Here is a 20,001-nt window from a genome sequence, read left to right on the forward strand (position 1 = left end):
CCTATGGTTTTATTGCGCTGTAAAGACAGGCTTGCGTTTTTCACTGAAGGCATTCAGTGCTTCAACACGATCCTTTGTTGGGATGGTGACTTCATAAGCTTTTGACTCAATTGCCAGACCAGTCTGCAGGTCTGTGCTGCTTCCATGCTGGATGGCATACTTCGCCTGTCTCACAGCAATCGGCGCATTCTGGAGAATTTCCCCGGCCAGCTCCTTACAGGCAGTCATGACATCCTCTTTAGGTTTTACCCCTGTCAGAATTCCCAGTTCATAAGCTGTATCAGCAGAGATTTTTCTGGCAGTCAAGATCAATTCCTTTGCCTTCATCTCTCCAACCAGCCTGGAGAGTCGCTGTGTTCCGCCTGCGCCTGGAATGATGCCCCAACTCACCTCTGTCATGCCCATCAACGCACTCTCTGCGGCAATTTTAAAATCACAGGCAAGCATCAATTCGAACCCGCCGCCAAAAGCAAAGCCGTTCACCGCGGCAATCGTTGGCTGCGGCAGCTCGGCAATCGCACTGAATACATCACGGATCTTTTTTACATTTCGGCGCACTTCTTCCTCAGTAAGATGCTTTCTTTCTTTCAAATCGGCACCTGCACTAAAGGCTTTCTCCCCTGCTCCGGTAAAAATGACGACTCTCACGTCTGAATCTGTATGCAACTTATCCACTAAATCCCCAAGTTCCTGAAGTGTTTCATAATTGAAGCAGTTCAGCGACTCCGGACGATCAATCGTCACATATGCAATATGCTGCTCTTTCTGAAATTTGATGTTGTTCATTTATCTCTCTCCTATATTCTCGATAATCGTGGCGATTCCCTGGCCGACACCTACACACATGGTCGCAAGTCCATACTTGGAATCCCGCTTTTTCATTTCATATAAAAGGCTTGTCAAAATCCTCGCCCCGCTTGCACCGAGCGGATGACCGAATGCAATTGCCCCTCCGTTTACATTGACCTTGGATTTGTCCAGCCCCAGCTCCTGGATGCATCCGAGGGACTGGGCAGCAAACGCCTCATTCAATTCAATCAGATCCAATTCCTCTACGGATAAGCTTGCGCGCTTCAGAGCCTTTTGAACTGCATATACCGGTCCCATGCCCATGATGGAAGGTTCTAGTCCCGCTGTTGCAGACACAATATATTTTGCCAGCGGCTTCAGGCCAAGCTCTTCAGCCTTCCCACGGCTCATCAATAACAAAGCCGAAGCACCATCATTCACACCTGATGCATTCCCCGCAGTTACGGTGCCATCCTTAAATAGCGGCTTCAACTTTGCCAGTTTTTCAACCGTCGTTCCAGGTCGAGGATGTTCGTCACGGTCAATGATCGTTTTGTTCCCCTTTTTATCTTCATAAACAACTGGAATGATTTCATTTTCAAATCGCCCGGCTTCCATCGCATTTTGTGCGCGAAGCTGGCTTTCTGCAGCGAATTCGTCCTGCGCTTCCCTGGATATTCCATACTTTATAGCCACGTTCTCTGCCGTCTCAGGCATGCTGTCTGTTCCGTACATTTCCCTCAATTTGCCGTTCACAAAACGCCAGCCGATGGTTGTATCGAACATCTCCATATTGCCGCGCGGAAAGTTCTTTTCTGGCTTTGCCATCACAAATGGCGCCCTTGTCATGCTTTCCGTCCCTCCGGCAATGAAAATCTCGCCTTCACCAGCAAAAATTGCCCTGACCGCATAGTTGACTGCATCCAGACCCGAACCGCATAATCGGTTGATGGTTGTCCCGGCAACCTCGACAGGCAGTCCAGCCAAAAGTCCGGACATCCTCGCGACATTCCGGTTATCTTCACCTGCCTGGTTCGCATTGCCTAGAACTACTTCTTCAATTTCAGCTGCAGGTACGTTTGGATTTCGTTCTATCAATGCTTTGATGACAACCGCACCTAAATCATCCGGACGGATGTGACGGAGACTGCCGTTGTATCTACCAATAGGTGTCCTGACCGCATCGACAATTACTACTTCTCTCATTGCCATCCCCCTTTATTTCGTGGTAACTGACTTTCTATAATCGTACACACCGCGTCCAGTCTTCCTGCCAAGACGTCCTGCTTTTACATATTGCTCCAGCAAAGGTGCCGGGCGGTATTTTTCACCAAGTTTCTCATGCAGGTATTTCAGATTATTCAAGCGTGTATCAAGACCTACCAAATCGCCCAATTCGAACGGGCCCATCGGGTAATTCAAACCCAGCTTGATGGCTTTGTCGATATCTTCTGGAGAGCCCAATCCTTCCTGAAGCATGTAAAATGCCTCATTGCCAACAAGTGCACTGATCCGGCTTGTGACAAAGCCAGGAAATTCATTGATGATGACAGTTTCCTTGCCCATTTGGATTGCGGCATTCTGGATGGCTTCTGCTGTTTCATCGCTCGTTTCAAGACCGCGAATGATCTCAACAAGCGGCATCTTATGTACCGGGTTGAAGAAATGCATCGCTATGACCTTTTCAGGGCGCTTTGTAAAAGAAGCGATTTCTGTCGGGCTCATAGTCGAAGTATTGGACGCAAACAAGCAATGTTCCGGTGCGTGCTGGTCAATCACTTCAAAGATTGTCTTTTTGATATCTATCTTTTCTGGTACCGCTTCGATAATCAAATCCGCATCCTTGACGTTCTCGGCAAGGAAGTTAGAATACTTTAATCTTGCCTTGGCTGTTTCTGCATCGTCTAACATTACTTTACCGCGGGCGATTCCTTTTTCAAAAATACTGTTGATTTCTTGTTCGGCGTTAATAAGCTGTTTTTCTTCAACATCAATCAGCACAGTATCAAAACCGCCCAGGCTGCTGACATAGGCAATCCCTCTGCCCATGACACCTGAACCAATTACGACGAGTTTCTTCATTATATAACCTCCTGTGATAAACATTGAAAAGCGAGCACCCGGATCATAGAGTGCTCGCCTCGTGTTTAGACGTTAAACGGATTTAGCGGGCGGCTGCCGTAGTAAGAGACGATACTCTTTGTTTCTGTATATAAATCCAGTGTTTCGATGCAAAGTTCACGGCCGAATCCGGATTGCTTATAGCCTCCGAACGGTGTGCCAGGGAAAGCGGAGAACGGGCAATTGATCATGACGATACCTGCCTGGATCAGCTTGGAAACTCTGGTCGCTCGTCCGTAGTCCTTCGTCCAGATCGCAGATCCCAGTCCATATTCACTGTCATTCGCCAGTTTGACAGCTTCTTTCTCATCCTTGAACTTCATAACGACGACAACTGGACCGAAGATTTCTTCTTGAACAGCTTTCATGCTGTGATCTGTTTCAGCGATGATGGTAGGCTCATACCAGTAGCCATTTTCATAGCCCTCCAGATTCGCAGCCTTGCCGCCTGCCAGAACTTGTGCTCCATCTTTGACGGCGGATTTCACATAACCGTCTATGACATTCATTTGCTCCTGGCTGATGACAGCACCAACATGAGTTTCTTTATCAAATGGGTTGCCAAGCTTCAGCTGCTTTGTTTTTGCCACGAACTTCTCCATGAACTCATCATATACATCCTCATGGACATACAATCTTGAACGGGCTTCACATGATTGACCTGTATTGTAGAAGATTCCGAACAGAGAGCCCGCTACTGCAGCATCAACATCCGCATCTTCAAAGACGATACTCGGTGACTTTCCGCCAAGTTCAAGTGTCACACGCTTTAGAGTCTGGGAAGCTCTGGCCATGATATCCTTGCCGATTGGTGTTGAACCTGTGAAAGCAACTTTGTCTACTTTTTCATGTTCAACAAGATAGTTGCCGACAACAGAACCAGATCCAGGAATGACATTGACAACTCCTTCTGGTACGCCTGCTTCTATACAAATCTCTCCAAGTACAATAGCAGTTAAAGGTGTCAAAGAAGCTGGTTTTACTACAACTGAGCAGCCGACTGCGATCGCCGGTGCGATCTTCCATGCTGCCATCATCATCGGATAGTTCCAAGGAATAATCTGGGCACAAACACCGACAGGCTCTTTTTCCGTGATATTCTGGAATGCACCAGGCATGCTGTTCACAGCACCGCGGTGGCTGACGATCGCTCCTGCGTAAAATTCGAAGTCCTCGATTGCCTGCATTACCTGTCCCTGTGCTGCAGCAAGGGATTTACCTGTATCAAGAATCTCCAATTCTACCAGCTCATTGAAACGGGAGCGCATGATTGAAGCGATTTTATTCAATGTGCGTGAGCGCTTGTTCACCGGGAAATGGCGCCACTTTCCGAAGTCGAAGGCATTTCTTGCAGCCTGAACCGCAAGCTCTGCGTCTTCTTTTGAAGCCTTAGCCACAGTTGCAACTTCCTCGCCTGTCGCTGGATTGAAGACTTTATAAGTTTCACCATTCGTGCTGTCCTGACGAACTCCATTGATGATCAATTGATATGTCTCGCGTTTTACCGCCATTGCTTCGAATTTTTGTTCTTTTACTGTTGTCACGCGTAACATCTCCTTTTAGTAAATTCTATTTATTCACCCTTGAAAACCGGTTTTCTTTTTTCCATGAACGCCTGGACGCCTTCCTTATGGTCGGCAGTCTGTCCGGCAATTCGCTGGCTCTGAGCATCCCTCTCCAGATAGTCCTCGAGGTTAGAGTGCCAGCTTGCTTTCAGGTTTCTTTTGATCAGGCCGATTGCCTTTGTCGGCATATTTGCCAGCCTTTCGGCAAAAGCGGCAACACTTTCATTCCAGTTATCCAATGAGTATACTTCCGTAACAAGCCCAAGATCCTTTGCCTTATCTGCCGGTATTTTCTCCCCAAATACAGCAAGCTCCATCGCTTTCGCATGGCCGATGAGCCGCGGAAGATAATACAGATTACCGGCATCAGGCACGAGACCGACATGGATAAATGCTTCTACAAAACTCGCTTTTTCAGAGGCAACCCGGAAGTCACAGGCAAGCGCAAGGCTCATTCCAGCTCCGGCCGCCACTCCATTCACAGCGGCAATCACCGGCTTTTCGCAACGATCAAGTTCCAGCAGCATTGGATTATAGCGTTTGCGAAGCACCTCGCCGTGGTCCATATCATCTGAGACCCCTGCCAAATCCTCACCTGAACAAAATGCCCGTCCTGCACCCGTGATGACCAGTGCCCTTACCTCTTTATCGCGGGAAGCGGACTTGATTGCGCTCTGGATTTCCTTATTCAACTGTTCGGTGAAGGCATTCAATTTATCAGGACGGTTCAGGGTAATGTAGGCTACCTGATTCCCCACTTCATATAAAACGGTTTCAAACACAGCTATGTACCCCCCTTATTTCCCTTTAAAATCCGGCTTCCGTTTCTCCTTGAAAGCCCTCATGCCTTCCTTCTGATCTTCTGTCGCAAAAAGCATATAGAAGTTTTTGCGCTCATATTGCATGCCTTCGTATAAAGGGTAATCGACCGCTTTCAGGACTGATTCCTTGATCAGCCTGACGGCAATTGGCGCCTGTTTTGCGATTGTATCTGCAAACTTTATTGTTTCTTCCATCAATACTTCCTCTGAAAAAGTCGAATTGATGATTCCATGGTGCAAGGCTTCTTTTACGGTAATGCGCTTGCCGCTAAGAATCCATTCCATCGCCTTTGTTTTACCGACGAGCTTTGTCAGTCTTTGCGTGCCACCTGCACCTGGCATCACACCAAGATTGACTTCCGGAAACCCAAACTCCGCATTATCAGCAGCGAACAGCATATCGCAGCATAGTGCCAATTCGAATGCACCGCCCAGAGCAAATCCATGTACTGCCCCGATAACCGGCTTCTTGATCCAGGCAAGCCGGTCCCAGTCGGTGAACTGATTTAACGTTTCCATGCTGATGGCATCAGCTTCCATCATTTCATCGATATCAGCGCCTGCTGCAAACGCCCTGCCCTTTCCAGCTAGGACTATAACCTTAACGTCAGAATCGTTATCGTAAGACTCCATCGCAGAAAGAACTTCCGAAACCATTTGTCTGTTCAGGGCATTCAGGACCTTCGGGCGATTAAGCTCGATTAATCCTACTTGTCCTTTAACAGACGTTTCTATCATTTCATAGTTTTTATTCATTCACTTCTTCACCGATCATCATTGTGACCAGATCACCCGCAAAGCTCATAACATCCTTTCCAGAAGCCTTGCCTTCAGCAGATTTCATTCCAGCTTTTAATGCATCATGGTCGTCATAATACATTTCGCACATAAGATAATATTTGCCTTCTCCACCCATTGGGCTGCCGACGATACGAGTCACTTCCATTTTGCGTAGTCCTGGAATTTTTTCTGTCAACGGAGCATGTGTTTCAAAATAATGCTTGTCAAAAGCCTCTTTATCCTGTGGATGCTTGTAAATTGCGATTAGTTTTACCATTAAAAATCTCTCCTTTTTCTTCGAAAGTTTTATAGAGCAAATAGAATATATGCTTTTATTCTTGAAGCTATTAATCAATTGATATGACAGTGCGTAATCTTATTACGACTTTGCTGTCACATCAAAGTTGATACAGGTTTCATAGCCTCGAATGGATTTTTGCACGACTTACAGTATAGAATGCTGCGACAAGCCGTTGGTCCAAAGAGGTTTTCCATCGTCGTGTAGGTGGAGCTGCAGTAAGGGCAATCAGCCTGCCACTCCCCAGTTTCGGCAATATGCCTTGGCGGAGGTGCGATGCCGAATTCCTTCAGCTTTTCCCTGCCCATTTCAGTCACCCTGTCTGAAGTCCAAGGAGGATGGAAAATGAACTTTACTTCGGCGTTTTCCGCTCCTTCAATGGTCGATACCGCCTTGATCACATTGTTTTTGATAATATCAAGAGCCGGACAGCCCATGAAAGTCGGCAATAACTTTATCAAAACTGTATCTGCTCCAATTTCCAGTTCCTCTAGCATCCCCAGTTCAATAATCGATACACTGTCGATTTCAGGGTCCTTTACAGCTTGCAAAGCTTCGATGATTTTATCTCTCATCATGCCGCATCACCAGCTCGCTGCCGGATCGGAATTATAAACCTCGCCTAATGTATCAAGAGCAGTCTGCAAATCTGATGTATGCTCTCCATTTCGCCCATTTCCGCTCTCCATTCCGAATTGAGCCGGCATCTTGAGGTCCAGGGATTCAAAAACAGGTGACATCAATTGCATCCATTTCGTTCTCAAAGCTTCCTCTGAATCGATCAAATTGTGCTTTGTGAGCTCATCCGCCTGTGACCCCATGGTGAACAGTCCTTCAAGCTCATCAAAAACCTTCTCCATAGCGGCTTCCATCCTGATTCTCGCTTCGCTTCCGGCGCTCACCAGTTGGGAGAACCATGTCTTCCAGTGCAAGAGATGGTAGTAAAGTTCCATATTGATCTTTACCGCTGCTTCACCCAACGGCTGGTAGGTTGAATTCTTCAGAGATTCAATTTTGACTTTCTTGACCTGTGCGTAAAAATAATTTCTTACTACCGCGAATGCCCAGTCATAATGCGGCTCATTCAAATACGTTCCCGGGCCGTTCACCTTTTCTAGTAAAATCGCATTCTTTCGTTCTGCTGCTGGCCTCGCATGGGCGAGATGGTCCGGATCACCAGCTCCCAGGTCGCTAAGAAGCTGATAAAACATCGCCGCATGTCCCATTGTATCCTGGCTGATTGAGGAAAAAGCGACATCCTCTTCAATATGAGGGGCGAGTCCCAGCCACTCGGAACCACGGTAGGCAATGATGAAGTCGTCATCTGCAAGCTGGAAGAGGAGCTCAACTGCAGCGTCGCGAAGGTCTTTATTTTTCAACGCATCATCAAGTTCGTATTTCATTTCTCCTGCTTCCCTCCCCATGACAAGATTTCTTTTTCATCCAGCATTTCCTGCTCGTAGTGGCGCCATTTCTTTTTCAAATAGCCATAGCCTTTTGTATTGCGGTAATCTTTGTTATCGAGTCTTTGCAATGTTTGACGTTCTTCAAGCGACATTTTCCTGATATCGTCACGCTTGACGATCCATATATCGGCAACCGGTTCCCGGCGCATGAAATTTTCCTGTGCCATCACAAGAGCCAGCTCTTGATTGGGCGCCAGCAATGAGAACTGGTACTGCATAGGGGATGTTGCCGTTCGCTTGCTGAACACTTCAAATTCCTGATAAAATCCTTTCCCAGACATGATCTCTCTCCTTTCCTGTGGGCTTTCCGCGGCTTTTTCTTAAACTATTTTAGCCTCATGCTTTAGCACTCAATGCGTCGATAACCCACTTATTGTTACTATAGGAAATCTCCCTCAGCCTTAGACGGTCCTTTGATTTAGTCCCATTGTTCTTGATGATTTGCTTGAACTTGCTCCAATCCGGCTGCTTGTATTGCCACATGCCTGACTCCTGGTCAAAATGCATTGTCTCATCTGGAAGCTTCAAACCAAGCGACAGGACCCTTGGAATATATTTTGTAAAAAAGTCCTGGCGGAGCTCCTCGTTGGTTTTCGTTCTTATTCTGTATTTGATGGTTGTATCCTGTTTGGAAGTTCCTGTAGTAGACGCATCCGCCGGACCGAAGAACATGAGAAGCGCTTCCCACCATCGGTCAATCGAATCCTGAATCATCGCTTTTTGTTCATCTGTTCCTTCTGCAAGCGCCATGATGATCGCCTCGCCATGCTGGGCGTGGAAAACTTCCTCCGCACAGATTCGCTTCAACGCTCTTGCATATGGTCCATAAGAAGCATCAAGCATATTCGTCTGGGATATAATCGCTGCACCATCGACAAGCCAGCCAATCAATCCGGCATCTCCCCATGTTTTAGCTTCCATATGGAAGACGTTGTGGAATTTTAGGTCACCGGAAAGCAAATCCTGAATAATGTTCTCACGTGATTTTCCAAGCGGCTCCATTAAATCCTCAGCAACCCTTAACAACAATTGACCGTGTCCCATTTCATCCTGCACCTTCGCCATGATTCCCAGCTTTCTTTTCAAAGAAGGAGCCTTTGGCACCCACTCTTTCTCAGGAAGCGCACCCATGATCTCACTGATGCCATGCATTGAAATTAGCTTGATTAGTGTCATTCGATAGTCATCAGGCATCCAGTCATCCGCCTCGATTTTATCGCCAGCTTCAATCCGCTTCATGAAGTGCTCATATTTAGCTTCTTCAGTCAGATGATCGAAAGAAATTGTGTTTTCCATGCTGCCATACCTCCTTTAGGTTTAAGTTCTAATTGGTTTTTTTGTTTTATCCACAATCCTTACTGCCTTGCCTTCAGAGCGAGGGATTGTTTTTGGACGATGCACACGCACCTCTATCGAAATCAGGCACTGGCTCTTCAGTAATGATTGAATCCTTTGCTCAAGCTTGTAGACCGAATCCGAAATCGGATCAGCCCCGATCATCGTGAAATATTCCTCATTCATCTCAACATGCAGCTCAAGAACTTTTAAAGTTCGTTTCTGCAAAATTTGAATTTGGTAATGTGGCGCAAGTTCAGGTACAGTCAACAGGCAATGTTCAATCTGTGAAGGGAAGACATTGACTCCATTGATGATCAGCATGTCATCAATCCGTCCCTTGACCCGTGACATTCTCACTGTCGTCCGCCCGCAGCTGCATTTTTCCTTCGTCAGGGAAGCGATATCCCCCGTCCGATACCGGATGACAGGGAAGGCTTCCTTCGTCAGACTTGTGAATACCAATTCGCCTTCTTCCCCATCAGGTACAGGTTTCAAAGAATCAGGGTCAATGACTTCCACATAAAAATGGTCCTCAGCAACATGGAGTCCTGCTTGGGCTTCATGGCATTCATTTGCGACACCCGTCCCGATTACTTCGCTCAGTCCATAAATATCGCATGCCTTTATTCCAAGCTTCTCTTCTAGCGTCCTTCTCATTTCTTCAGACCAAGGTTCAGCGCCGAAAATACCATATTTCAGAGAAGTTCCACGCGGGTCCTTGCCCATTTCCTCCATTGTTTCCGCGATATTCAGGATGTAAGAAGGTGTCCCGCAAATGACCTGCGGTTTAAAATCTTCTATTAACATGATTTGTCTCTGGGTATTCCCGCCTGAAATAGGTACTGTCACCATCCCCAGCTTCTCACTCCCGTAATGCAGTCCCAAACCACCAGTAAAAAGACCGTATCCATAAGCGTTGTGAAGGAAATAGCCTGGTTCACCCCCACCAAGAGTAATCGCCCTCGCAACAATCTCTCCCCACATGTCAATATCATTTTGTGTATAGCCAACCACCGTCGGCTTGCCGCTTGTTCCCGAGGAGGCGTGCACCCTTACCAGTTCACTTTGCGGAACCGCGAACAACCCGAAAGGATAATTATTCCTCAGATCTTGCTTCTCGGTGAAAGGAAGCGCTTCCAAATCTTCAAGACTAGTTAGCATTTCAGGAGAAAAATTGGCGCTCTCAAATTTCTTCTTGTAAAATGGCACCCTTTGAGCGACCTTCTCAACTACTGTCTTGAGTCTTTGAAGCTGAATTTCTTCTATGACCTCACGACTGCTCGTTTCGATTTCATGTAAAATCAAGATTTCGCCCCCTGTATTACATAAAATATTATTTGTATAACGTTATATAACCGTAACACAATAAAAGTGTTATATATTTTAAAACAAAGATAACGTGTATATAGGAAAAAGTCAATTATTTTTCTGAAAATTTTAATATTTAATGATGGATTTCTTCTTGGACATCGTAAAAATAATGATTGTTCAAGTTTTTCTTAATGATCATTGGGAAAATCGGAGTGGATTGCGATTTTTTCAAGATTGAGGGAATTACGAGTGATTGCAGGTATTTTCAGCGTATTACCGGTAATATTGCCTGTTTGTGAGTAATCCTTCTTATGCAACATCAAATTGATTCTAATAAAAAACGTCGTTCTGACCTTTAATAACTTTGTTTATGCCAGCATCTCTGAACACATTCTTCTGAACAAAAAGCGCAAGCGCCTCGTTCAGCCCCGACAAGCGCTGGAGGGGCCTGACAGTGAAGTCGTTCTTTGACTTCATTGGCAGGACCGAAGCGTCTCGAGGGGCTAGGCGCTGGAGCTGGATTAGGAAAACTACATGTAGTTATCCACACTTAAATAATTTTATAATTTCCTAAAAAACAAAAAAATGACCCCCTGACAGAGTCAAGAGGCCGATTTTTCTATTAATACATGCTCATGTACTGCTCGCGCTCCCAAGGGTGAACTTGTGTGCGGAACATATCCCATTCAATCTCTTTTGCTTCGATGAAGTGTTCGAGGATGTGATCGCCCAGTGCCGCGCTGATTACTTCGTTCTTTTTCAGCTGGTCCAGAGCTGCTGCCAATGTTGGCGGCAGATCGTCGATTCCTTCTTCTACACGCTCTTCCTTATTCATCACGTAGATGTTGCGGTCTACTGATGCTGGAGGCGTCAATTTGTTCTTGATTCCGTCAAGACCTGCTGCAAGCAATACTGCCATCGCAAGGTATGGGTTTGCCGCTGGGTCAACACTGCGGACTTCAACACGAGTGCTCATGCCGCGTGATGCAGGAATACGAATCAATGGCGAACGGTTTTTTGCAGACCATGCAACGTAACAAGGTGCTTCATAACCAGGAACAAGACGCTTATAAGAGTTTACAGTTGGGTTTGTTACAGCCGTAAATCCGGAAGCGTGCTTCAGAGTTCCAGCGATGAACTGGTAAGCAGTTTCGCTTAGTTCAAGCTTTTTATCCGATGGATCAAAGAATGAATTCTCGCCATTGCGGAACAATGACATGTTGCAGTGCATTCCTGAGCCGTTAACACCGAACAATGGCTTAGGCATGAATGTAGCGTGTAAACCGTGTTTACGTGCAATAGTTTTTACTACAAGCTTGAAAGTCTGGATTTGGTCACATGCTGTTAAAGCATCTGCATATTTAAAATCGATTTCGTGCTGTCCAGGAGCAACCTCATGGTGTGATGCTTCGATTTCGAAACCCATTTCTTCTAACTCAAGTACGATATCGCGGCGGCAGTTTTCACCTAGATCTGTTGGCGCAAGGTCGAAGTAACCACCGTTGTCATTCAATTCAAGTGTAGGCTCACCATTTACATCAAGCTTGAACAAGAAGAATTCAGGCTCTGGTCCGAGATTGAAATTTGAGAAGCCGAGCTCTTCCATTTCCTTCAAGACACGCTTCAGATTCCCGCGTGGGTCACCAGCAAATGGTGTGCCATCAGCATTTTTAATATCACAGATCAACCGTGCAACCTTACCTTTTTCAGCTGTCCAAGGAAAGATTACCCAAGTGTCCAAATCTGGGATCAAGTACATATCAGATTCTTCGATACGAACGAAGCCTTCAATTGAAGATCCATCGAACATCATTTTATTATCAAGCGCTTTTTCAAGCTGGCTGATAGGAATTTCTACGTTCTTGATTGTTCCTAAAATGTCAGTGAACTGCAAACGGATAAATTTTACATTTTCTTCTTTTGATAATCTGATAATATCTTCTCTTGTGAACGTCTTAGCCATTGTCAATGTTTCCTCCTAGAATTTTAATGATAGATTGTTGGTATTACTAATGAAAAAATCTCGACATGTCTCCTTGATTACCAGATCGGTTAAAGCGTCCTGCCTGCTGTAGTTCCTTGCGAAGCAATTTCCGTAAATCTGCATCAGATAGCTCACGTCTTGTTTTTTCAGCTTGTCTTTTTCTCAGCAGCACTAATGGCTGTCTGTTGTTTAACATTAAAAATTTGCTTAATGCCTGCCATGTTGACTCCCTGGTCGATCAAATCCTTGATCTCGAGGAGTTTGTCAATATCATTTAAGGAGAAGAGTCGTTTATTGCCCTCTGTTCTTGCCGGAGAAATCAATTCGTGCTCTTCGTAGTAACGAATTTGCCTTGCAGTTAAATCTGTCAGCTGCATCACAATTCCGATACTGAAGAGCGGCATATTCCGGCGAATTTCACTTCCGCCCATTTGATTTCTCCTCCTTCCTTTTTAATATACATTCATTATATTCAATGTTAGATATATTGTCAAATATATGTTAGATAATATGACATGAAAAATCATAAAAAAAAGAACAGGACTTACTTAGCAAGCGTCCTGTTGTATATTTACCTATTTTAAGAGAATTAAACCTTTTTCAATTAAAGAATCCACGGCAATGCAAACGGCCATCTTTACATGAGAATAGGTTAAACCACCCTGCACATACGCAACATAAGGCGGTCTGATGGGTCCATCTGCGGTCAATTCAATGCTCGCTCCCTGGATGAATGTACCAGCGGCTATGATCACATCATCCTCATATCCCGGCATATATGCAGGATGTGCCGTTACATGAGAATTGATTGGCGAAGCATATTGAATTGCCTGGCAAAAAGCAACCATCTTATCTCGGTCGTCGAACTGGACTGCCTGAATCAAATCGGTTCGCTGCGCGTTCCATTTAGGCGATGAATTCATGCCTAATCGGTCCAGCATTGCTGCAGTGAAAACTGCTCCCTTTCAAGGCCTGTGCAACAATATGAGGTGCCATGAAGAATCCCTGGTACATTTCCTGTAATGTATATAGTGATGCACCGGCCTCAGCCCCGATTCCCGGTGATGTCATCCGGTAGGAGCATGACTCTACATATTCCTCCTTGCCTACGATGTATCCGCCTGTTTTAGCAATACCTCCGCCAGGATTTTTAATCAAGGATCCAGCCATCAGATCTGCGCCAACATGACATGGTTCCAGTTCCTCGACAAATTCACCATAGCAATTATCAACAAATACAACGACATCGGATTTGATTTCCTTTACGAACTTCACCATTTCACCAATTTGCTCCACAGTGAAGGAAGGTCGTGTCGCATATCCTTTTGAGCGCTGAATGCCAATCATTTTCGTTTCTGATTTGATGGCTTTTTCAACGGCACTCCAATCGATTTCTCCATTTTCCGTTAAATCAACTGAATCATAGGAGATTCCGAATTCTTTCAAAGATCCGTTCCCGGTTCCCCGTATCCCGACAATCTCTTCTAGAGTGTCATAAGGTTTCCCAGTGATATATAGGAGCTCATCACCAGGCCGAAGGATGCCGAATAATGAAATCGAAATCGCATGAGTCCCAGAGATGATTTGCGGGCGAACCAGTCCCGCTTCAGCACCAAATACCTCGGCATAAACTTTCTCGAGCGTATCCCTGCCGGCATCGTCGTATCCATAACCTGTTGTCGGGATGAAATGAGAGTCGCTCACCCGATGTTTCTGGAAACTCTGCAAAACTCTGAACTGGTTTGAATCAATCTGTTCATCTATTTTCCTGTGGATTCCGGCAACTTGCTGCTCAATTTCGCTGACTAGCGGCTTCAGTCTTTGCCCGTTTTTCAAGTGTGTAAACATGTTGCTCTCCAATCTTCTTTAAAATTGATTCTTTACATCGAGAACCGTTTCAGCTGGCCGGTAATTTGATGGTCTGCCAAGGAATAGCCCTTGCAGACATAGCCTTGCTTTTCTTCATCAAAAGCAAGCTCGCGAAGAATCGTCTCATTTTTTAGCTGTGCAAGAAGTTTTCCCTCATCGGACGGCACCAGGACGTGGAAGGGTTCCATCATACCTATGATTGACTGTTCGATTTTCAACAGAAGGTTTCTCCGGTCTTCCTCATTGAACGCGCTTATAAACGCTGTTTCATTTTTGGCGTTCGGCACAAAATCCTGGTGTGCGATATCCCGTTTGTTATACACGGTAATCTGCGGAATCTGATGGACTTCAAGGTCCTCAAGCAATTTATTGACTGTCTGTTCATGTGAAAAATAATCTTCATTGGACATATCCACTACATGAAGAAGCAAATCTGCTTCACGAACTTCTTCCAAAGTAGAGCGGAATGCAGCGATTAAAGTCGTCGGCAAGTCCTGTATGAAACCAACCGTATCTGTTAATAAAGCCGTAAAGCCGCTCGGCATAATCGCCTTCCTTGTCATTGGATCCAGGGTGGCGAACAACTGATTTTCTTCAAAGGAATCAGCCTCTGTCAGCCGGTTAAAAAGCGTTGATTTTCCAGCGTTTGTGTATCCTACAAGGGCAATCTGGAATGCTTTGTTTTTCTTCCTGCGCTCCCTGTAGCGGTCACGGTGCTGAACGATCACCGATAATTGTGTTTTAATATCGTCGATTCTTTTCCGGATGTGCCGGCGATCGGACTCCAGCTTTGTCTCCCCTGGTCCCCTTGTCCCGATTCCGGCGCCAAGACGTGACATTTCAATCCCTTTTCCGCCAAGTCGAGGCAGCAGATATTGAAGCTGAGCAAGCTCAACCTGAAGTTTACCTTCTTTAGAACGGGCTCTTTGAGCGAAAATATCAAGAATCAGTTGTGTACGGTCAATGACTCTCGCCTTCAAACCTGCAGAAAGATTCCTGTTTTGGCTTGGCGACAGTTCATCATTGAAAATGATTAAGTCCGGTTCTAGCTCCTCCTCAAGGGCTTGAAGCTCTTCCACCTTCCCTTTGCCTATGTATGTAGCAGGATGAACCTTTGGCCGTTTTTGGACAACCTGCATCAGGACATTGCCCTTAGCCGTTTCTGTAAGCGATTCAAGTTCCTCCATCGAATACTGAAAACGAAGATCTTCCTCTTCAGCTGTCTGACAGCCAACAAGAATCACTTTTTCAAATACGTTTTCCTGTTCCAAATAACACCCTTCTTTCCTATATATATAGCTAATGACATCATACCAAAATTAAGCCGCAAACAAAAATTTTGAAAGTCGGGGGAAAAGTGGTTGTAAATTGGAATAAACATGATAAAATCAATATGTTTTCATTTAACTATTTTAGTATTCAGGCACCATTTTAACAAGAGGAGAAAAACATGATGACATGGGAAGTACTCAGCATGATTGGAACAATAGCATTCGCGATCAGCGGTGCGTTTATTGCAATGGAAGAGGAATATGATATCTTCGGAGTTTATATATTAGGAATCGTTACAGCATTCGGCGGCGGAGCAATCCGTAACTTGCTAATCGGTGTACCAGTCTCTGCATTATGGGAACAAGGCATTTTCTTCAATCTGGCCTTGATGTCAATCACCATCGTTTTCTTATTTCCTGGCAATCTATTAAAACATTGGCAGCGATGGGGTAACTTTTTCGATGCCATCGGGCTTGCTGCCTTCGCGATCCAGGGAGCGATCTATGCTTCAAATATGGGGCATCCATTAAGCGCAGTCATCGTTGCAGCTGTGTTAACCGGAAGCGGCGGCGGAATCATTCGAGACCTGCTCGCAGGGAGGAAGCCATTAGTATTAAAGGCTGAAATTTATGCAGTTTGGGCTGTGCTTGCCGGACTCGTCATTGGCCTCGGAATGGCCAATCAGGCTGTCGAACTCTATGGACTATTTGCTGTCATCACAGCACTCCGCGTAATATCCTATACCTACAAATGGCATTTACCAGTCCGCAAACTGGGCGTACATTAAGAAAAGCGCAAGCGCCTTGGTTAGCCCCGACAAGCGCTGGAGGGCCGACCGGTGAAGTGGTTCTTTGACTTCACCTGAGCGGACCGAAGCGACTCGAGGGGCTAGGCGCTGGAGCTGGACATTTCTCGAAGTGAAATTTCTACTTTCTTATCTCATAAGAAAAACGCAAGCGCCTGGTCAGCCCCGACAAGCGCTGGAGGGCCTGACAGTGAAGTCGTTCTTTGACATCATTGGCAGGTTTTCTTATTCACTAAAAAAGGCAGCGCTGGTGATGCAAATCAGCTCTGCCTTTTCTTTTTAAAATATTTTCCGCCTATATAATCTCCCTACCCATCTGACCGATTGCGTAATGGATGCCATGCTGGAGAGTCTGGAAGCAATCGAATTTGGATAGGTTGATATTCGATTGGGTGATTTCAATCCCTAGAGTGGAAGAAATTCCAACCAGAATTGTTTTCGTACCGATTAGTCTCGCTGCTGATCCGATTTTCTCAATCAGACTGACCGCATGTGGTCCTATTTCCTGGTCCATTCCTGTCAGATCCAATACAAGATAGCTGGCTTTATAGGATGGCAGTCGATTCAGAGTATTTATAATCAGCTGGTCTGCCCGGTCTTCATCGTATTTACCAATAAGGGGAACGACAACGATCCCCTCAAGAACCGGGATGATCGGAGACGAAAGCTTATTGACCAATTCTTTTAATTCAGATGTTTTTTCTTCAACAAGGCCTTCAAGTTTCCTGATTTGGTCTGATTCTTTCTTTCGTGCCAGCTGGTGAATATTATCAGCGATTGTGACATTAGAAGGGAAGTATTCAATCACACTGTGCTCATGACCCTCTAACTGATGCTGCTTAATTTTATACCAGATATTTGTTCCGAACAGTCCCGAGAAAACTCCGGCGTAATGTGCGGGCAGGAAACTCCCTCCTTTTTTCTTCCCCTGGGCAACATTCACTTTATGCTCCCAGCTGTCCCTCATAAAAGCTGTAAATGTTTTCGTTTCAAAGTTCAAATCCTTTATTAATGTTAACCCCCAGCCAGCGGTTGCATATGTATTTGTAATCATGTCAGCGGCTTCAGATACGCTAACTTCCTTCATTTTTTCAAAATACTGGCTGACTACGAGTCCCTGGCGAAACCCGGTGGTTTCAAAAACAAGGTTGGAAGCTTCTTCACCAGAAATCTCTTCGATTGTGTCGAAAAACGTCTTCATTGCCGAAGAAATCCAAAAGAGCACGGCATCCTGTCCCTCGAATGTGAACTTACCAGATTTTACATCCCAGCCGAAGTCATAACCTACAACATCATAATTATACTCATACCCCATTAAATATTAGCTCCTTTTTATCTATATACTCATAAAGCTTCCTTTTTTAAAATATTAGTTTAGCCAAAAAACCTTTACGAACCCCCCGTTTTTTTACCCCGTTTTAAACTCTTCAAACCTTATTCCCTAAAATACATATAAAAATACTCTACATTACAAAATTTGAAGGCACATCAAAAGTGAAAGAGTACACAGCTCTTTGGCTAACCACTTCAACAATGTTCGTAATAAATGAATAGTCATTCCGATAGATTGATATACAACTAAAAATAAAAAGGATCCCAGCTTTACTGGAATCCTTAAGAACTATTTTAAGAATGACATGACTGAATCTGGATCGAAACCTAATACCCAATTTCCGTTTACATTTGATTGCGGTACACCCATTTGGCCAGTTGCATTGACCAGTCTTTGAGCTGCAATTGGATCTTGCTGTACATTCACTTCTTTATACGCTAAACCTTTATCATCGAGAAAGTTCTTCAGCATTGTGCAGTAAGGACAAGTGTTTGTTGTGTAAACTGTAATTTCGTTCATTTTGAAACCCCCAATAATTTATTTATACCTATAGGGGTATATTAACAAACAAAAAAAATAATGTCAACAAAGCTGCTGACATTATTTCCCCTTACTTTCATCTGAAAAAACAAGATCATTGCTGCGGAGCGTCATGAGTTCATGTCGGTCGTATTGATTTTGCATTAACAAACGCATCGCCTGCGCCCGGATGGATTTCTCAATCACGTTACGGACATAGCGTCCATTTGAAAATGCAGCGGCACCAAGGGTTGATTTCACATTCACAAGGTGCTCCCGCAACTTTCGCTCAGCCTCATGACTTAGACTATATTCTCTCTCCTTCAGCATTCGCTGGCCGATTTCCATAAGCTGATCTATTGAATAATCGGGAAAATCAATGACGAGTGGAAACCTTGAATGAAGTCCTGGATTCAGAGTCAGGAAAAACTCCATTTCTCTCGAATACCCAGCAAGAATTAAAATAAATTCATGCTGTTTATCTTCCATATGTTTTACCAGAGTATCAATAGCTTCCTTGCCGAAATCCTTTTCGCCACCACGGCCGAGGGAATAGGCTTCATCTATAAACAAGATGCCTCCCATTGCTTTTTTAATCAAATCTCGCGTTTTTTGCGCGGTATGTCCGATATATTCACCAACAAGGTCCGCTCTCTCCGCTTCGATTAAGTGTCCTTTCGAAAGGACATTCATTTTAAGGAAGAGCTTCCCGATAATCCTGGCGACCGTTGTTTTCCCCGTTCCCGGATTGCCTTTAAACATCATATGAAGAGCCTGTTTCCCAGCTTTCAGGCCCATTTCTTCCCGTTTCTTGTTCACATAGATCCAGGCATAAATCTCTTTGATCATCCTTTTCATTTCTTCCATGCCCACAAGTGCGCCGAGCTCCTCCTCGATTTCTTTTAAGGCTGCGTGCTCTTGCGGGATTGACTTTGGAACCAGCTGCGACTCAGGCAATTCCTTTGTCAACGTCTTCCTCTGCTGTGCGTTCAAAACAATGCTGATTTGACCGTTGTTTTTCTTTCGAAGCGGTTGGTCCAAAGATCTCACCTCTCATTCTGGAAACAGTATACACATTCTTGCTGTATTTGTGATATTTGCCTATACCATCAATCTTGGTAAAATGTGAATATTTTCATTGCATGAGGAATACTCCTGTGCGAAGGGCTCAATTTGCTCGACAAACTCAGCGGCATTCTCTCTTTTTGTCACAATATGCGCTTTCCCAAGAAATAAACCTCTATATTTATATGTATTCAAGGTGGGGGAAATTCATTTTTTAAATTAAAACAAATATCGCTTAAAAATAAAACTACAATGGTTTTGGAATTACCTTCAGTTAAAATACACTATCAAGATTGCCGTAACGGACTAAATTCCGCTTGTTTTATACTCAGAAGGATTTATTTAACATGAAATTGACCAAGACAAAAGAAAAAACCCGCATATGGCGGGTTTCCTTCGAGATTATTCAATTAAGCTTGCCCCTCAAAATCGATCTGTACATTCTTTTGCGGCGCGAATGTTGAGATCGCATGCTTATAGACAAGCTGCTGTTTTCCTTCTGATTCAAAAAGCACTGTAAAGTTATCAAATCCCTTAATCTGGCCTCTCAATTGAAATCCGTTCAATAAGAAGACGGTCACATTGATATTGTCCTTGCGTAGCTGGTTTAAATACTGGTCCTGAATGTTCACTTGTTTCATGGCGGATCCTCCTCTTTTATCTCT

19 protein-coding genes and 2 pseudogenes are annotated in these 20,001 nt (G+C 44.7%); 1 reads left to right on the plus strand and 20 read right to left on the minus strand.

The window, feature by feature from the left end; genetic code table 11:
• Positions 1-9: 9 nt before the first annotated feature.
• The 16 genes and pseudogenes from LC048_RS12265 to hflX form a co-directional block, all read right to left on the minus strand.
• Positions 10-786: an enoyl-CoA hydratase-related protein gene (locus LC048_RS12265; protein ID WP_226601352.1), complete on the minus strand. Its 777-nt coding sequence runs from the start codon at positions 784-786 to the stop codon at positions 10-12.
• Positions 787-1,995 (minus strand): acetyl-CoA C-acyltransferase, encoded by a 1,209-nt coding sequence (locus LC048_RS12270; RefSeq protein ID WP_306050386.1) that lies wholly within the window; start codon positions 1,993-1,995, stop codon positions 787-789. It lies immediately after the preceding gene.
• A 12-nt stretch (positions 1,996-2,007) separates the two neighbouring features.
• Positions 2,008-2,871, minus strand: coding sequence for a 3-hydroxyacyl-CoA dehydrogenase (locus tag LC048_RS12275; protein ID WP_264188242.1), 864 nt, complete (start codon positions 2,869-2,871; stop codon positions 2,008-2,010).
• A 65-nt stretch (positions 2,872-2,936) separates the two neighbouring features.
• Positions 2,937-4,454: an aldehyde dehydrogenase family protein gene (locus LC048_RS12280; protein ID WP_226601354.1), complete on the minus strand. Its 1,518-nt coding sequence runs from the start codon at positions 4,452-4,454 to the stop codon at positions 2,937-2,939.
• 29 nt (positions 4,455-4,483) lie between these two features.
• Positions 4,484-5,257: an enoyl-CoA hydratase-related protein gene (locus LC048_RS12285; RefSeq protein WP_226601355.1), complete on the minus strand. Its 774-nt coding sequence runs from the start codon at positions 5,255-5,257 to the stop codon at positions 4,484-4,486.
• Positions 5,258-5,272: 15 nt separating this feature from the next.
• Positions 5,273-6,052, minus strand: coding sequence for an enoyl-CoA hydratase-related protein (locus LC048_RS12290; RefSeq protein WP_226601356.1), 780 nt, complete (start codon positions 6,050-6,052; stop codon positions 5,273-5,275).
• The gene (locus LC048_RS12295; RefSeq protein ID WP_226601357.1) at positions 6,045-6,353 is read right to left on the minus strand and encodes an EthD family reductase; all 309 of its coding nucleotides are present in this window, start codon (positions 6,351-6,353) and stop codon (positions 6,045-6,047) included. The genes LC048_RS12290 and LC048_RS12295 overlap by 8 nt, the downstream gene beginning before the upstream one ends.
• A 116-nt stretch (positions 6,354-6,469) precedes the next feature.
• Positions 6,470-6,952 carry a 1,2-phenylacetyl-CoA epoxidase subunit PaaD gene (gene paaD / locus LC048_RS12300; RefSeq protein ID WP_226601358.1) on the minus strand — a complete coding sequence of 161 codons (483 nt, stop codon included), beginning with the start codon at positions 6,950-6,952 and terminating at the stop codon, positions 6,470-6,472.
• Between the two features lie 6 nt (positions 6,953-6,958).
• Positions 6,959-7,777, minus strand: a complete 819-nt coding sequence (gene paaC / locus LC048_RS12305; RefSeq protein ID WP_306050389.1) for a 1,2-phenylacetyl-CoA epoxidase subunit PaaC — start codon at positions 7,775-7,777, stop codon at positions 6,959-6,961.
• Positions 7,774-8,121 (minus strand): 1,2-phenylacetyl-CoA epoxidase subunit PaaB, encoded by a 348-nt coding sequence (paaB, locus tag LC048_RS12310; protein ID WP_226601360.1) that lies wholly within the window; start codon positions 8,119-8,121, stop codon positions 7,774-7,776. The genes paaC and paaB overlap by 4 nt, the downstream gene beginning before the upstream one ends.
• A 55-nt stretch (positions 8,122-8,176) precedes the next feature.
• A complete protein-coding gene (gene paaA, locus LC048_RS12315) occupies positions 8,177-9,136 on the minus strand; it encodes a 1,2-phenylacetyl-CoA epoxidase subunit PaaA (protein WP_306050391.1) in 960 nt (319 codons plus the stop codon).
• A gap of 21 nt (positions 9,137-9,157) precedes the next feature.
• On the minus strand, positions 9,158-10,483 hold the full coding sequence (locus LC048_RS12320; protein WP_306050393.1) for a phenylacetate--CoA ligase family protein: 1,326 nt from the start codon (positions 10,481-10,483) through the stop codon (positions 9,158-9,160).
• A 628-nt stretch (positions 10,484-11,111) separates the two neighbouring features.
• The gene (glnA, locus tag LC048_RS12325; RefSeq protein ID WP_226601363.1) at positions 11,112-12,452 is read right to left on the minus strand and encodes a type I glutamate--ammonia ligase; all 1,341 of its coding nucleotides are present in this window, start codon (positions 12,450-12,452) and stop codon (positions 11,112-11,114) included.
• A gap of 46 nt (positions 12,453-12,498) precedes the next feature.
• Positions 12,499-12,904: pseudogene (locus LC048_RS12330) on the minus strand (MerR family transcriptional regulator).
• 144 nt (positions 12,905-13,048) lie between these two features.
• A pseudogene (locus LC048_RS12335) lies at positions 13,049-14,321 on the minus strand (methionine gamma-lyase family protein).
• 32 nt (positions 14,322-14,353) lie between these two features.
• Positions 14,354-15,613: a GTPase HflX gene (gene hflX, locus LC048_RS12340; RefSeq protein ID WP_226601366.1), complete on the minus strand. Its 1,260-nt coding sequence runs from the start codon at positions 15,611-15,613 to the stop codon at positions 14,354-14,356.
• A 182-nt stretch (positions 15,614-15,795) separates the two neighbouring features.
• On the opposite strand from hflX, the gene LC048_RS12345 reads away from it, so the two are divergent.
• Complete coding sequence (locus LC048_RS12345) at positions 15,796-16,401, plus strand: trimeric intracellular cation channel family protein (RefSeq protein ID WP_226601498.1); 606 nt, start codon at positions 15,796-15,798, stop codon at positions 16,399-16,401.
• 313 nt (positions 16,402-16,714) lie between these two features.
• Here the strand turns inward: LC048_RS12345 and LC048_RS12350 are convergent, their stop codons facing one another.
• From LC048_RS12350 to hfq, 4 genes are all read right to left on the minus strand, one after another.
• The gene (locus tag LC048_RS12350) at positions 16,715-17,734 is read right to left on the minus strand and encodes an STAS domain-containing protein (RefSeq protein ID WP_306050395.1); all 1,020 of its coding nucleotides are present in this window, start codon (positions 17,732-17,734) and stop codon (positions 16,715-16,717) included.
• Positions 17,735-18,040: 306 nt separating this feature from the next.
• Entirely contained in the window at positions 18,041-18,271 is a 231-nt protein-coding gene (locus tag LC048_RS12355) for a glutaredoxin family protein (RefSeq protein ID WP_226601368.1), read from the minus strand.
• Positions 18,272-18,352: 81 nt separating this feature from the next.
• Positions 18,353-19,312, minus strand: a complete 960-nt coding sequence (gene spoVK / locus LC048_RS12360) for a stage V sporulation protein K (RefSeq protein ID WP_226601369.1) — start codon at positions 19,310-19,312, stop codon at positions 18,353-18,355.
• 434 nt (positions 19,313-19,746) lie between these two features.
• A complete protein-coding gene (hfq, locus tag LC048_RS12365) occupies positions 19,747-19,977 on the minus strand; it encodes an RNA chaperone Hfq (protein ID WP_041966638.1) in 231 nt (76 codons plus the stop codon).
• Positions 19,978-20,001 lie beyond the last annotated feature (24 nt).

The sequence above is a fragment of the Mesobacillus subterraneus genome (assembly GCF_020524355.2).
Lineage (GTDB): Bacteria > Bacillota > Bacilli > Bacillales > Cytobacillaceae > Mesobacillus > Mesobacillus subterraneus_C.